The organism is Streptomyces sp. NPDC034086 (assembly GCF_055575515.1).
Genome location: NZ_JBVISM010000007.1, coordinates 194,147 through 207,216 on the forward strand (window position 1 = coordinate 194,147; position 13,070 = coordinate 207,216).

Genomic DNA, 13,070 nt, shown 5'->3' on the forward strand with positions numbered 1-13,070 from the left:
CGGGCGCGAGGCGGGAGCCGGCGTGCGCGCGCTGATCGTGACCGCGGTGGCCGCGGAGGCAGACTCCGTGGCCGCCGGCCTGACCCCTCATCCGGATCCGGTCACGCCCGAGCCGCGCACCCTGCCCGGCGGGTACCTCATCACCCGCCGGGACCTGCCCGGCCTCGCGGCCGACGTCCTCGTCGGCGGTGTCGGCCCGGCCGCCGCCGCGGCCGCCACGGCCACCGCGCTCGCGCTGGCCGACTACTCCCTCGTCGTCTCCGCCGGCATCGGCGGCGGGTTCGCGCCCGCCGCCCCGCCCGGCTCGCTGGTGGTCGCCGACGCGCTCGTCGCCGCCGACCTGGGCGCCGAGACCCCCGAGGGCTTCCTCCCGGTGCAGGAGCTCGGCTTCGGCCGCAACGTGCACCTGCCGCCCGCCGGGCTCGCCGCCCGCGCCGCCGAGGCCACCGGGGCCCTGCTGGCGCCCGTCCTGACCGTGTCCACCGTCACCGGCAGTGCCGCCCGTGCCGCCGAGCTCGCCGCCCGCCACCCGCTCGCGGGGGCCGAGGCGATGGAGGGCTTCGGGGTGGCGGAGGCCGCCGCCGCGCACGGACTGCCGGTACTGGAGGTCCGCGCCGTGTCCAACGCCGTGGGACCGCGTGACCGGGCCGCCTGGCGGATCGCGGAGGCGATGGACGCCCTCACCGCCGGATTCCGCGCGCTGGGACCCGTACTCGTCCACTGGGGAGAACGCCATGAGCACCGCTGAACCGCTCGCGATCGCCTACTCGCCCTGCCCGAACGACACCTTCGTCTTCGACGCCTGGGCGCACGGACGCGTCCCGGGCGCCCCGGCCCTCGACGTGACCTTCGCCGACATCGACGTCACCAACGGCATGGCCGAGCGCGGCGAGCTCGACGTGCTGAAGGTGTCGTACGCCGTGCTGCCCTGGGTGCTGGAGGAGTACGCGCTGCTGCCCTGCGGCGGGGCGCTGGGACGCGGCTGCGGCCCCCTCGTGCTGACGCGCGGGCCCGGCGTCGACCTGAGCACCGGCACGGTGGCGGTACCGAGCGAACGCTCCACCGCGTACCTGCTCTTCCGGCTGTGGGCGGCGGACGTACTGCCGGACGGGGTCGGCAAGGTGGTCGTGCTGCCGTTCCACGAGATCATGCCGGCCGTGCGCGACGGGCGGGTGGACGCCGGACTGGTCATCCACGAGGCCCGGTTCACCTACCAGGACTACGGACTGCACCGGCTGGCCGACATGGGCGAGCACTGGGAGTCCACCACCGGCCTGCCGATCCCGCTCGGCGCGATCATCGCCAAGCGCTCGCTGGGCGCGGAGAAGCTGCGCGCGCTGGCCGAGGCGGCGCGTGCGTCGGTGCGCATGGCCTGGGACGACCCGGAGGCGTCGCGGCCCTACGTACGCGCCCACGCGCAGGAACTGGATCCGGCCGTCGCCGACCAGCACATCGGGCTGTACGTCAACGAGTTCACCGCCGACCTCGGCGACGCCGGGTACGCGGCCGTCCGCGGGCTGCTCACCAGGGCCGCCGCCGAGGGTCTGGTACCGGCCATCCCGGCGGACGCGCTGCGCTTCCCGTGACCTGACCCGACGCGCCGGTGCCCCGCGGCTCGGGGAGCGGCGGGGCACCGTGGTCGCGCGACGGGCCGGCCGGGTGTCGGGCCGGCCGGGTGTCGGGCCGGCCGGGTGTCGGGCCGGCCGGGTGTCGGGCTCGTCAGACGACGGGCGGGTCAGACGTCGAGCTGGTCGGCCACCGCGCGCAGCAGGCCGGCGATCTTCGTACCGTGCGCCTTGTCGGGGTAGCGGCCGCGCTCCAGCATCGGGGTGATGTTCTCCAGCAGGGTCGTCAGGTCCTGCACGATGGAGGCGAGCTCGTCGGGCTTGCGGCGCTGCGCGGCCGCGACCGAAGGCGCCGGATCCAGCACCGTCACCGAAAGTGCCTGGTCACCGCGCTGTCCCGCGACCACTCCGAATTCCACCCGCTGCCCGGGCTTGAGGGCTTCGACCCCGGCCGGGAGCACCGACGAGTGCACGAAGACGTCGCCGCCGTCATCACGGGAGAGAAAGCCGAAGCCCTTCTCGCTGTTGAACCACTTGACCTTGCCGGTAGGCACGTCCGTCCTCTGTCCTTGTGCTCGTCGGGTCCGGTGGGCCGTCGTGAACGGCTCCGGATAGCAGTACAGCGGGTCCTCCGACCCGCCACCTCCAGGCTAATGGTCCAGAAACCGCTGGCAAGACGTTCCCCGGTCCTTCCCGCTCCACCGCTTCGGCCAGGGAACTACCCTGGTGGGGTGACTGTTACTCCTCATCCCGACGAAGCGCGGCCCGGCGACGGCCTGGTCAAGGCCGGCGGCGTCGTGTTCATCGTGGGCGCCGTGGCGACCCTCGCGACGATGGCCCCGCTGTTCCTGGGCACCGACCCGTTCCCGCCGTACGCGTGGGCCGTCTGCATGCTCATGGGCGTCGGCTTCGCCGTCTCCGCGGCGGGCGTACTCCGCTCGGCCGCCGCCCAGCGCCGGGCGGCCCGGGCCTCGCAGGCCGCCTGACGGCCGCCGTACGGCCGCCGCGGCCCGCACCGGGCGGCGGGGCGGGGCGTCGCGGTGGGGCGTCGCGGTGGGGCGCCTCAGGCCGCGCCCGCGCGGACCCGCTCGTACTCCGCCAGCCACTGCGGCAGCGCGGTGAGGTCGTCCAGCACCACGTCCGCCCCGGCCTCCCGCAGCTGCGACGCCGAGCACGGCCCGGTCGGCACCACCACCGACAGCGCCCCGGCCGTCCGCGCGCCGCGCACGTCCCCGATGTGGTCGCCGACGTAGACCTGGGCCCCGTACTCGCGCAGCGCCCCGGCCTTGGCCTCCGCCCAGAGCCAGCCGATGACGGCGTCGGGCTCCATGCCCAGGTGCTCCAGGTGGTGGCGGGCGTTGGGCTCGTTCTTGGCCGTCACGACGATCGCCCGTCCGCCGAGGGCCTGGACGGCCTTGATCGCCTCGCGGGCGCCGGGCATCGCGGGCGTCGGCTCGATGGCGTGGTCGACGTAGAGCTCCCGGTAGAGGTCCCGCATCGCCGGTATCTCCTCCTCGGGGAACCAGTACGCGAGTTCCTCCTCCAGCGGCGGCCCGAGGCGCGTGATGGCCTCGTCGGCGTTGATGTACGCCCCGGTCTTCGCGGAGAGCGCCAGGTAGGCGGCCTTGATGCCGGGGCGGGAGTCGATGAGCGTCATGTCGAGGTCGAAACCGACGGTGAGCTGCTGCGGGATGTGGGAGGTCATAGCGCCATTGTGCCGAGGCTCCACCGGACTGAGCGAAGCTAAGCGGAGGTTGGCTTAGCAGATGCCCTTATTTGGCGAAATGTCGGCTGTGTGGGGTTTCTGGGGTGGGGGGCGGGGGCTGCGGGGGCGGGGTTGGGGTGGGGCGGGGCGGGGGTGCGGTGGTGGCGGCGGGATCCGGGGGCGGAGTCCAGCGGGGCGGCGTCACAGTCGGTTTGGGGGTTTCCCGTCAGTCCCATCGTCCTTCCGTGTCGGGCCGGTCCCTCAAGGGCGCTCCTTCGTCGCGTCGCTACGCGATGGCCTTCGGCCACCCTTGACCGACCGTCCCGCCCCGGAAAGACAAGGACTGCCGAGAACCCCCCAAAGAAACGGGACGGTCCAGAGGAGAAGGACTCCCGAATCAGCGATGAGACGAGGTGGGCGGGCCCTGACCGTGACCTGCATGCGGGCCCCCAGAGACCCCCGGCGGGCCACCCGGACGCGTCAGATCGCTACGCGCTCCTCCCGGCATAGCGTCCGGCCCGCGTCATGGGCTGATACCTGCACGCGATGTCGATCAGAGCCCCTTTCGGGAGCGGTGGGCGCGTCAGATCGCTACGCGCTCCCCATGGCATAGCGTCCGGCCCGCGTCATGGGCTGATACCTGCACGCGATGTCGATATGAGCGCCATTGGGGAGCGGTGGGCGCGTGAGATCGCTACGCGCTCCTCATTTTTCGGCGGCTACTGGCCGTCTGGGACTGAGAGGCCTCGAGACGGGAGCCCGAGGGGTGCCAGGGGTGCTTCGAGGGAGAAATCCGGCTCTCCAGAGGCCTTTCGCGGGCCTTTCGACCGTCTGCCGGAGTGTGGCGTTGTCTTCTTCAACGGCAGACTCCGACAGAGACCTTTCAGGTCTCACCCATGGTCGCCAAATAGTGGCGAAAGGGGTAATTCACCTGCCTGGTGGACCGTATGACCACAGGCGGGGCCGCAGACGCCTGCTGGGCGGAAGCGTGTAGCGATCTGACGCGCCCACCGCCCCCGAAAGGGGCTCTGATCGACATTTCGTGCAGGGATCGGCCCCGGACGGTCGTCGGACGCTAAGCCATGGGAAGCGCCTAGCGATCTGGTGCGTGGGGGTGGCCCGCCGAAGGTCTCTGAGGGGCCCGGATGCCCGGGGGACCGACGCCCGCCCACCCCGCCTCATCGCTGATACGGGAGTGCTTCTCCTCTGGACCGTCCCGTTTCTTTGGGGGGTTCTCGGCAGTCCTTGTCTTTCCGGGGCGGGACGGTCGGTCAAGGGTGGCCGAAGGCCATCGCGCAGCGACGCGACGAAGGAGCGCCCTTGAGGGACCGTCCCGACACGGAAGGACGATGGGACTGACGGGAAACCCCCAAACCAGCCCTGATACCGCCCCGCAGAACCCCCGCCCCCGAACCCCCGCCCCCACACCCCCGCCCCCCGAAACCCCGCCCCCAGTCGATGGTCTCGCGAGCAGGCTCCGCCTAGGGTGGCCGCGTGACGATCCGCCTCTCGGCCCGTGCCGCCCTCGCCGCCCTCACCGACCCCGGCACGTTCGCCGAACTGCCCGTCCCCCGTGCGGAGTCCCCCGACGACGGCCCCATCGGCTGGACCGGTTACGACGCCTCCCGGGCCCGTGCCACCGCGCGGACCGGTGAGCAGGAGTCCGTCGTCATCGGCACCGCCCTCATCGGGGGCCGCCCGGCGGCGGTGATCTCCTTCGAGTTCGGCTTCCTCGGCGGGTCCCTCGGGCAGCACACCGGAGACCGGCTCGAGGCCGCGTACCGGCACGCCCGGGAGCAGCGCCTGCCGCTGGTGTCCCTGATCGCCACCGGCGGGTCCCGGATGCAGGAGGGGATGCTGGCGCTGACGCAGCTCCAGCGGGTGGCGCGGCAGTGCGTGCTCACCCGGGCCGCCGGGCTGCCGCAGATCGCGGTGCTGCGCGACCCGACCACCGGCGGCGGGTGGGCCACCCTCGGGGCGGGGGCCGACGTGGTGCTGGCGCTGCCGGGGGCGCAGGTCGGCTTCGCGGGGTCCCGGGTGCGGCCGGCGGACGCCGATCCGGCGGCCTACACCGCCGAGGGGCAGTACGCCGCCGGGCACGTCGACGCCGTCGTGCCCGCCGCGGAACTCCCGGCGGCCGTCGCGGACTGGCTGCGGGTGCTGACCGCGCCGCGCCCGGACGGGGCGGTAGAGCCCCCGGCGGCGCTGGCCCGGGCCACGCCCCCGGAGACCGGATGGGACGCCGTCCGGCAGGCCCGGCACCCGGACCGCCCGCGGGCGGAGGCGTACCTGCGGGCCTACTTCGAGCTGCGCCTGCCGCTGCGCGGTGACCGGGCGGGGGCCGCCGATCCCGGGATGCTGTGCGGGTTCGGGCTGCGCGGGGGGCGGGCCGCCGCGTACGCGGCCCAGTGCGGCACCGCGACCCGCCCGGCGGGCTACCGTACGGCGGCCCGGGTGATCCGCCTCGCGGACCGGCTGGGAATCCCGGTGCTCACCCTGGTGGACACCCCGGGCGCGGCCAACGACGCCGCCGCCGAACACGCCGGCGCGGGTCCGGCCATCGCCGACGCCTTCGCGGCGCTCGCGGAGGCCTCCGTACCGGTGACCACGCTGCTGATCGGCGAGGGCGGTTCGGGCGGGGCGCTGGCCCTGGCCGCGCCCGGGAACACCTGGGTCACCCCGGACAGTTACTTCTCGGTGATCGCCCCGGAGCTGGCGGCGGCCATCCTGAAGCGCCCCGCGGAGGAGGCCCCCGCCACGGCGGGCCAGCTGCGCATCCGGCCGCAGGACCTGGTCGCCCTGGGGGTGGCCCGGGGAATCGTCGCCCCCGCGAGCTGAGCCCGTCCGGCCGGCGGAGCCCATCCCGCCCGCCCCGCGAGCCCGCGTACGGCGCCCGCCCCGCGAGCCCGCGTACGGCGCCCGCCCCGCGCGCACGCTACGCCTGGGGCGAGCGCGCGTCGTAGCGGGCGAACGAGCGCCACCGCGCGGCGAGCCCGCACAGCACCAGCACGCAGGCCAGTCCCCCGCCCGTGACGGCCACCGTCGGCGAGGTCAGGTCGGCGACGGTCCCCGCGAGGAAGTCCCCCAGCCGGGGTCCGCCGGCGACGACCACGATGAACACGCCCTGGAGGCGGCCCCGCATCTCGTCCGGGGTGGCGGCCTGCATCATCGTGCTGCGGAACACCATCGAGACGGTGTCGGCGCAGCCCGCCACCGCCAGGAAGACCAGTCCCAGCCAGAGGTTCCGGGTCAGGCCGAAGACGGCGATGGCCAGCCCCCACGCCCCGACGGAGAGCAGGATCGCCAGCCCGTGGCGCCGGATCCGGCCCTGCCAGCCGGAGAACAGTCCGCCCAGCAGCGCGCCGACCGCGGGGGCGGCCACCAGCAGGCCGACGGTTCTGGCGTCGCCGCCGTACCAGAGCACGGCGACGGCCGGGAACAGCGCCCTCGGATGCGCCAGCACCATGGCGGCCATGTCGGCGAAGAAGGTCATCCGGATGTTGGGGCGGGTCCCGAGGAAGCGCAGGCCGTCGAGGACGGAGGCCCGCCCGCCCTTGGTGCGGCCCTCCGGCAGCATCGAGGGCAGCCGCCACATGGCGTACAGGGCGGCGGCGAAGGTCACCGCGTCGATCAGGTAGGCCGCCTGGTAGCCCCACCAGCCGACGATCACGCCGCCCAGCACCGGCCCCAGCATCGTCCCGGAGGTCATGGTGACGGAGTTCAGGGCGTTGGCGGCGGGCAGCTGCTCGGGCGGCAGCAGCTTGGGGATCATGGCCGAGCGGGCGGGTCCGTTCAGCGCCCCGAAGACGGCCTGGAGGGCGACGACGGTGTACAGCAGCCAGACCCGGTGGTAGTCGAGCAGCGCGGCCGCGGCCAGGCCGAAGGACAGGACGGTGAGCCCGCTCTGGCTGTAGAGGCCGAGCTTGCGCCGGTCCAGGGTGTCGGCGATGGCGCCGCCGTACAGGCCGAAGGCGACGAGCGGGACGAGCGAGAAGAGCCCGACCAGGCCGACGGAGAAGCTGGAGCCGGTGATCTCGTAGACCTGGAGCGAGATCGCGAGGGCGGTCATCGCCTGACCCATCCAGGAGATGGTGCCGCCCACCCACAGCCGCCGGTAGTGGGCGGAGGTGCGCAGCGGGGTCAGGTCGGCGAATATGCGTCGCGCGGGTCGGGGAGGGGAGGCGGTACCAGTCACACGGGATGGTAACCAGGCCCGTCTAGGGCCGCTCTGGAGCCGGCGGCGGGCGTGCACACCGGCAACGCCCTCACCATGCGGATCCGGGGCCCCAGGGCGCGGCCGTTCTTACCGCTAACCCGCCACTATCACCCGAGATTTGACCGGATCGACGTACCCTCCACGCCTCCTGTTCGGCTCATGATGAAAAGACTCGTATGTCCAGGGAGGCGTAGTGATCGGACCTGGCAACAGCACAACGAGCGCCATCGTGAGCGGAGTTCCCGCCGCCCTCACGGTCGGGGTCGAGGAGGAGTTCCTGCTCGTCGACGCCACCACCTTGCGGGTGGTCCCCGCCGCTCCGCTCGTCCTCGCCACCGCCGCCGGGCTCCCGCAGCAGCTGCACGCCGAGGGGACCCGGTACCAGGTGGAGATCTCCACTCCGGTCGCGGATTCGGCGGTGACCCTGCGCGAGGAGCTCGCCGTCCTGCGGCGTTCCCTCTCCGCGGCGGCGCGCGAACACGGCTGCCGGCTGCTGGCCGCCCCCTCGCCCGTGATAGCGGTGGAGGGGCCCCTGCACCTGACCGACGACGAGCCGCGCCAGCGGGAGCAGCACCGGCGGTTCGGCGCGCTGACGGACACCCTGGTGAGCTGCGGCCGCCACATCCACATCGGCACCCTCGACGTGGACACGGCGGTGGCCGTGTCCAACCGGGTCAGACCATGGCTGCCCACGCTGATCGCGCTGGCGGCCAATTCCCCCTTCTGGGGCGGCCGTGACACCGGTCACTCCAGCTGGCGGGCCATGGCCTGGTCGGGCTGGCCCTCGGCGGGGCCGCCCCCGCACTTCACGTCCACGGCTCACTTCCGGCACTCCGTGCAGACCCTGCTCGGCTCCGGGGCGGCCCTGGACACCAAGATGGTCTACTGGGACCTGCGCCCGTCCGGGAACTGGCCCACGCTCGAGATCCGGGCGCCCGACATGTCCCCGGACATCGACACGGCCGTGCTCCAGGCGGAGCTGGGGCGGGCGCTGGTGGCGTCGGCGCTGCGCGCGATCGCCGAGGGTCGGCCGGACCCGCCCGTACGGGACGACGTACTGCGTCTCGCGCGCTGGCGGGCGGCGCACGACGGCCTGGAGGGCTTCGGCCTGGACCCGTACACGGGCGCGGAGATCCCGGCGGCCGCTCTGGCGGAGGCGCTGCTCGACCTGGTGGCCGGGGACCTGGCCGCCGTGGGTGACCTGGACCACGCGGCGAAGACCCTGGGCGGGCTGCTGCGCGACGGATCGGGGGCAGCCCGGCAGCGTGCGGTCTTCGCCCGCCGCGGGGACCTCACGGACGTGCTGCGCCACCTGGTGGAGGAGACGGAGAACTTCTAACCGGTCGTCCCTGCGGCCGCGGCCGCGGGTGCCCGCTCGGGGCGTCCGCGGCCGCGGTGCCCCTCAGAGCCAGCCGCGCTGGGCGGCGCGCAGGCCGGCCTCGAAGCGGCTGCTGGCGTTGAGGCGTTCCATCAGCGCGGCCATCTGGCGGCGGACGGTGCGCAGGGAGACCCCGAGCCGCTTGCCGGCGGCCTCGTCGGTCAGGCCGGAGGCCAGCAGCTTGAGCAGTTCGCGTTCGCCGGCGGTGATGCCGTCGTCGGCGGGGTGTTCGCGGGCGGCGCCGAGCGGGACGGCCTGCTCCCAGGTCTGCTCGAAGAGGCTGACGAGGGAGGCCACGATGCCGGGGGCGGTGGTGCAGAGGGCGCCGAGCCTGGAGTTCGCGGGGTCGATGGGGACCACGGCGGTCTTCCGGTCGAAGATCACCAGTCGGGGCGGCAACACGGGGCTGGTGCGCACCTGGGCCCCGAGGTCGGTCTCCCACTGGACGTAGGCCAGGGTGGCGGGGTCGTTGCGCACGCTGTCCTGGTAGACCGACCGCAGCTGGACCTTGCGCCGCAGCGCGTCCTCGTCCAGCGGCCGCGAGGCGTCCAGGCTGGCCTGGGACTGGGCGCCGCCCGGCATGATCGAGAGGCATTCGACGGTGAGGCCGCGGGTGAGGACCTCCAGCCGGGCCTGGATGGCGTCGAGGCCCACCAGCCGTTCGGCGCCGTCGGACTCGGTGTTCGGCCGCAGTCCCGCGAACTCGGCGACGGCGCGGGCGGCGGCCGCCTTGCTCGCCGCCAGCTCCTGCTGACGGCGGACCAGTTCCTCCTCCTGGCGGCGCAGGATCTGCTCCAGTCCCGCCTCCGGGCTGACGGCCCGCAGCCCGCCCGCGTGGTCGCGCGACGGGGTGAGCAGGTCGAGGTCGACGAGCCGGTCGAGCCCCTCGCGCACCTCCGCCTCCGTGAGGCCCAGCCGTGCGCCCAATTCGGCCACCCCGCCGGTCGGATCGGCGAGCATCTCCCGGTAGACGGCCTCTACGAGCGTATCCAGTCCCAAAGCTTCCAGCATGCTTGTGCCCCCCGGCTTGTTGGTCTCGGCAGATGATGTTCCGCCGCGTCTTGATCCTAAAGGTGCGCAGGTCGGGCCATAGTCAGTCTCTTTCGATCTTGTCCGCCGGGGCCGCGGTCCGTCCGGCGGACGGGCGTCACGGACGGGTGGGACGACCGGTTGCCGGAAGCGGCCGGACGCCTGGGCGACGCCCGCGGGGACGGAGCGGATCTGGCCAATCCCGTAGGGCCATCGGGTCGGCACCTTGGTGCCTGTCACCTTGGTGCCATCGGAATCCTCTTCTCCCTCTATACGGCGCCCAGCAGGATGGTGCTCACCGGGACGGCGGGGCACGGAGCCCCACCCCAGGCCAGGGCCGAAAGGCCGGACCGGTGCAGCGCACCCATCCACACCACGCCGAAACCGCTCGTGTTCCAGGGGGATTCCATGTCTCGCACCGCTCGCCTGATGGCTGCCGCCGGCCTCACCGCCCTGCTGTCCTGCACCGCCGCCGTCGCGGTCACCACCGGCCCGGGCACCATCGGCTGGGACTCGGTCCGGGCGGCCACGGCTCCGGGCACCATCGGCTGGGACTCGGTCCGGGCGGCCACGGCTCCGGGCACCATCGGCTGGGACTCGGTCCGGGCGGCCGGCCCCGCGACGATCGGCTGGGACTCCGCCGCCACCGACGGGCGCACCATCGGCTGGGACTGACCCGCGGTTCCTCCCCCGCCCGCCCACCCGGCCCCGGAAAACGCCGAAGCCGCAGGTGCAATCGTTTCTGCACCTGCGGCCTGCGGTGGGGCGGGTGGGACTCGAACCCACGGCCGACGGATTATGAGTCCGCTGCTCTAACCGGCTGAGCTACCGCCCCTTTACGGCGTGGCGCGTACATGTGTGCGCGCCGTCTGCCGCAGCATAGCCGCTCATACGATCTCCTGCCTCGGATGCCCCGCATGATCGGCTGCGCTTGTTCAGGAAGACCGCGCCGAAGGCTGCCCGGTTCCCCGGTCAGGGCAAAAAGAAAGAGGACCCTCCCGGGTCCTCTCCTCTTCCTGCTCCCCCGACTGGACTCGAACCAGTAACCTGCCGGTTAACAGCCGGCTGCTCTGCCAATTGAGCTACAGGGGACCGCGCTCCCCCGACTGGACTCGAACCAGTAACCTGCCGGTTAACAGCCGGCTGCTCTGCCAATTGAGCTACAGGGGATTGCTGCGGTGCACCGAACAGCCCACCTCCGGCCTTGCCGGGGGGCGAGCGCCCGTTGCGAGTCATAGATTAGCGCAAGCAGGGGGGTGCTCCGCCAATCGGTATCGCAGCAGGCCGGGCACCGAGACAAACGAAGGGTGGCAGGCATGCGCTACAAGGTCACGTTCCTCGCCGGAGTGGCCCTCGGGTACGTACTGGGCACGGCCGCGGGCCGGGAACGGTACGAGGAGATGAAGAAGTCCGCCCGGCGGATCGCGCACAACCCGGCGGTCCGCAACGCCGCCGAGACCGCTGGGCAGACCGGACGGCAGTTCGCGGGCAAGGCGTTCACGGTGGTGGGCGACAAGATGGGCGACGCCGTCCCGGAGTCCGTGGCGAAGCGCGTGCGGTCGCTGCGGGACCGCGGGCAGGGCACCGAGGACGAATGGGGCACGAGCAACACCTGAGGCGGCCGGGTCCGGCCCGGCGTGCGGCAGAATTCTCCGCATGGGGATAGTCGCCGGGCTGGACAGCTCTTCCGCCTTCACTCGCATCGTCGTCTGTGACACGGACACGGGGGCCGTGCTGCGCCAGGGCTACGCGCCCCATCCACAGCCCACCGGCGAGACCGTCCCCCACGAGACCGACCCTCAGGCCTGGCTGCTCTCCCTCGGCGAAGCCGCCGGGGGCGGGCTGCTGGAGGGCGTCCAGGCCATCGGCGTCTCCGCGCAGCAGCACGGCGTGCTGCCGCTGGACGCGCAGGGCGCGCTGGTCCGCCCCGCGCTGGTCGGCAACGACAAGCGCGGTCAGGTCGCCGCGGTCGACCTGGTCGAGGCGCTCGGCGGCAAGGCCGCCTGGGTCGCGGCCGTCGGCTCCGTTCCGCACGCCGCGCAGCCGGTCACGAAGCTCGCCTGGCTGGCCCGTAACGAGCCGGAGGCCGCGCGCCGGGTCGCGGTGGTGCTGTCCCCGCACGACTGGCTCGTCTGGCAGCTGCTCGGCCGGCCCGCGCGCCGCACCACCGACCGGGCGGGTGCCTCGGGCACCGGCTACTGGTCGGCGGCCACCGGCTCCTACCGCCCCGACCTGGTCGAGCTGGCGCTCGGGCACCGGGCGCTGCTGCCCGAGGTGCTCGGCCCCGCCGACGCCGCCGGGATGACGCCCGAGGGGCTGCTGATCTCCGCCGGTACCGGGGAGACCACGGCCGCCGCGCTCGGGCTGGGCGTCGGCCCGGGGGACGCGGTGGTCTCGCTGGGGGCCTCCGGTTCGGTGATGGCCGTGCACCACGAGGCGCTGTCCGACCCGGGGGGTCTGATCACCTCGCTCGCCGACGCGGCCGGCATGCACCTGCCGGTGGTGAACACGTCCAACGCCGTGCGGGCCCTGCGCGGCACCGCCGACATGCTGGGCACCGACCTGGAGGGGCTGAGCGCGCTCGCGCTGAAGTCGACCCCGGGTGCACACGGGCTCGTGCTCCTGCCCTACCTGGAGGGCGAGCGGACCCCGAACCTGCCGCACGCCGCCGGGACCCTGTCCGGGCTGCGCCGGGACTCGATGAAGCCCGAGCACCTCGCGCGGGCCGCCTTCGAGGGCATGCTGTGCGGGCTGGTCGACGCCCTCGACGTGCTGCGGCACCGGGGCGCCCAGATCCGCCGGGTGTTCCTGCTCGGGGCCGCCGCCGAGCTGCCCGCCGTACAGGCCGCCGCGCCGGGGCTGTTCGGGACGCAGGTCGTCGTGCCCGCTCCGGCGGACTACGCGGCGCTGGGCGCGGCCCGTCAGGCGGCGTGGGCGCTGGGGGTGCGGCAGGGCACGCTGGCCCCGCACGTCCCGCCGCTGTGGCCGGCCCCGCCGGCCCAGGTGTTCGAGCCGGGCGAGGACTACCCGGCCTGGCAGGCCGTCCGTCAGCAGTACGTGACGACGCGCGAGCAGCTCCACCCGGGGGCGTTCGGGTTCTAGGCCGTCGCCGCACGGTGGCGTCATCCTTTTGACCCGGCTTTGCGAAAAACGGTGGGGATCGGGCCACCGGTTGGC

The 13,070-nt window shown here is 73.7% G+C and carries 12 protein-coding genes and 3 tRNA genes; 8 read left to right on the plus strand and 7 right to left on the minus strand.

The window, feature by feature from the left end; all coding sequences use genetic code 11:
- Positions 1–22 precede the first annotated feature (22 nt).
- Both ACZ514_RS18800 and ACZ514_RS18805 read left to right on the plus strand, forming a co-directional pair.
- Positions 23–748, plus strand: coding sequence for a futalosine hydrolase (locus tag ACZ514_RS18800; RefSeq protein ID WP_468175111.1), 726 nt, complete (start codon positions 23–25; stop codon positions 746–748).
- Complete coding sequence (locus ACZ514_RS18805) at positions 735–1,586, plus strand: 1,4-dihydroxy-6-naphthoate synthase (protein WP_468175108.1); 852 nt, start codon at positions 735–737, stop codon at positions 1,584–1,586. Before ACZ514_RS18800 ends, ACZ514_RS18805 begins: the two co-directional genes overlap by 14 nt.
- Positions 1,587–1,735: 149 nt before the next feature.
- On the opposite strand, the gene ACZ514_RS18810 is transcribed toward ACZ514_RS18805, so the two are convergent.
- A complete protein-coding gene (locus tag ACZ514_RS18810; RefSeq protein WP_361603696.1) occupies positions 1,736–2,119 on the minus strand; it encodes a cold-shock protein in 384 nt (127 codons plus the stop codon).
- A gap of 177 nt (positions 2,120–2,296) precedes the next feature.
- Here ACZ514_RS18810 and ACZ514_RS18815 point away from each other — a divergent pair, with 177 nt between their 5' ends.
- A complete protein-coding gene (locus ACZ514_RS18815) occupies positions 2,297–2,551 on the plus strand; it encodes a hypothetical protein (RefSeq protein WP_468175105.1) in 255 nt (84 codons plus the stop codon).
- A gap of 77 nt (positions 2,552–2,628) precedes the next feature.
- Here the strand turns inward: ACZ514_RS18815 and ACZ514_RS18820 are convergent, their stop codons facing one another.
- Positions 2,629–3,270, minus strand: coding sequence for an HAD family hydrolase (locus tag ACZ514_RS18820; RefSeq protein ID WP_468701393.1), 642 nt, complete (start codon positions 3,268–3,270; stop codon positions 2,629–2,631).
- A 1,494-nt stretch (positions 3,271–4,764) separates the two neighbouring features.
- On the opposite strand from ACZ514_RS18820, the gene ACZ514_RS18825 reads away from it, so the two are divergent.
- The gene (locus ACZ514_RS18825) at positions 4,765–6,108 is read left to right on the plus strand and encodes a carboxyl transferase domain-containing protein (protein WP_469125190.1); all 1,344 of its coding nucleotides are present in this window, start codon (positions 4,765–4,767) and stop codon (positions 6,106–6,108) included.
- 97 nt (positions 6,109–6,205) lie between these two features.
- Here the strand turns inward: ACZ514_RS18825 and ACZ514_RS18830 are convergent, their stop codons facing one another.
- Positions 6,206–7,465 carry an MFS transporter gene (locus ACZ514_RS18830; RefSeq protein ID WP_468172093.1) on the minus strand — a complete coding sequence of 420 codons (1,260 nt, stop codon included), beginning with the start codon at positions 7,463–7,465 and terminating at the stop codon, positions 6,206–6,208.
- Between the two features lie 250 nt (positions 7,466–7,715).
- Here ACZ514_RS18830 and ACZ514_RS18835 point away from each other — a divergent pair, with 250 nt between their 5' ends.
- Entirely contained in the window at positions 7,716–8,825 is a 1,110-nt protein-coding gene (locus ACZ514_RS18835; protein WP_469125191.1) for a carboxylate-amine ligase, read from the plus strand.
- Between the two features lie 63 nt (positions 8,826–8,888).
- Here ACZ514_RS18835 and ACZ514_RS18840 read toward each other — a convergent pair whose 3' ends face one another.
- Entirely contained in the window at positions 8,889–9,875 is a 987-nt protein-coding gene (locus ACZ514_RS18840; RefSeq protein ID WP_468172099.1) for a helix-turn-helix transcriptional regulator, read from the minus strand.
- A 426-nt stretch (positions 9,876–10,301) separates the two neighbouring features.
- On the opposite strand from ACZ514_RS18840, the gene ACZ514_RS18845 reads away from it, so the two are divergent.
- Positions 10,302–10,568: a hypothetical protein gene (locus ACZ514_RS18845; RefSeq protein ID WP_469125192.1), complete on the plus strand. Its 267-nt coding sequence runs from the start codon at positions 10,302–10,304 to the stop codon at positions 10,566–10,568.
- 86 nt (positions 10,569–10,654) lie between these two features.
- On the opposite strand, the gene ACZ514_RS18850 is transcribed toward ACZ514_RS18845, so the two are convergent.
- From ACZ514_RS18850 to ACZ514_RS18860, 3 genes are all read right to left on the minus strand, one after another.
- Positions 10,655–10,728, minus strand: a tRNA-Ile gene (locus ACZ514_RS18850).
- Positions 10,729–10,912: 184 nt separating this feature from the next.
- A tRNA-Asn gene (locus tag ACZ514_RS18855) sits at positions 10,913–10,985 on the minus strand.
- A gap of 5 nt (positions 10,986–10,990) precedes the next feature.
- Positions 10,991–11,063, minus strand: a tRNA-Asn gene (locus ACZ514_RS18860).
- Positions 11,064–11,209: 146 nt separating this feature from the next.
- Here ACZ514_RS18860 and ACZ514_RS18865 point away from each other — a divergent pair.
- A complete protein-coding gene (locus ACZ514_RS18865; RefSeq protein ID WP_468172105.1) occupies positions 11,210–11,509 on the plus strand; it encodes a YtxH domain-containing protein in 300 nt (99 codons plus the stop codon).
- 40 nt (positions 11,510–11,549) lie between these two features.
- On the plus strand, positions 11,550–12,995 hold the full coding sequence (locus ACZ514_RS18870) for an FGGY family carbohydrate kinase (RefSeq protein ID WP_468172108.1): 1,446 nt from the start codon (positions 11,550–11,552) through the stop codon (positions 12,993–12,995).
- Positions 12,996–13,070 lie beyond the last annotated feature (75 nt).

Coding starts and splice junctions, on each gene's coding strand:
- ACZ514_RS18845 (WP_469125192.1), top strand. CDS start 10,302: ATGTCTCGCACCGCTCGCCTGATGGCTGCCGCCGGCCTCACCGCCCTG.
- ACZ514_RS18805 (WP_468175108.1), top strand. CDS start 735: ATGAGCACCGCTGAACCGCTCGCGATCGCCTACTCGCCCTGCCCGAAC.
- ACZ514_RS18840 (WP_468172099.1), bottom strand. CDS start 9,875: ATGCTGGAAGCTTTGGGACTGGATACGCTCGTAGAGGCCGTCTACCGG.
- ACZ514_RS18870 (WP_468172108.1), top strand. CDS start 11,550: ATGGGGATAGTCGCCGGGCTGGACAGCTCTTCCGCCTTCACTCGCATC.
- ACZ514_RS18865 (WP_468172105.1), top strand. CDS start 11,210: ATGCGCTACAAGGTCACGTTCCTCGCCGGAGTGGCCCTCGGGTACGTA.
- ACZ514_RS18820 (WP_468701393.1), bottom strand. CDS start 3,270: ATGACCTCCCACATCCCGCAGCAGCTCACCGTCGGTTTCGACCTCGAC.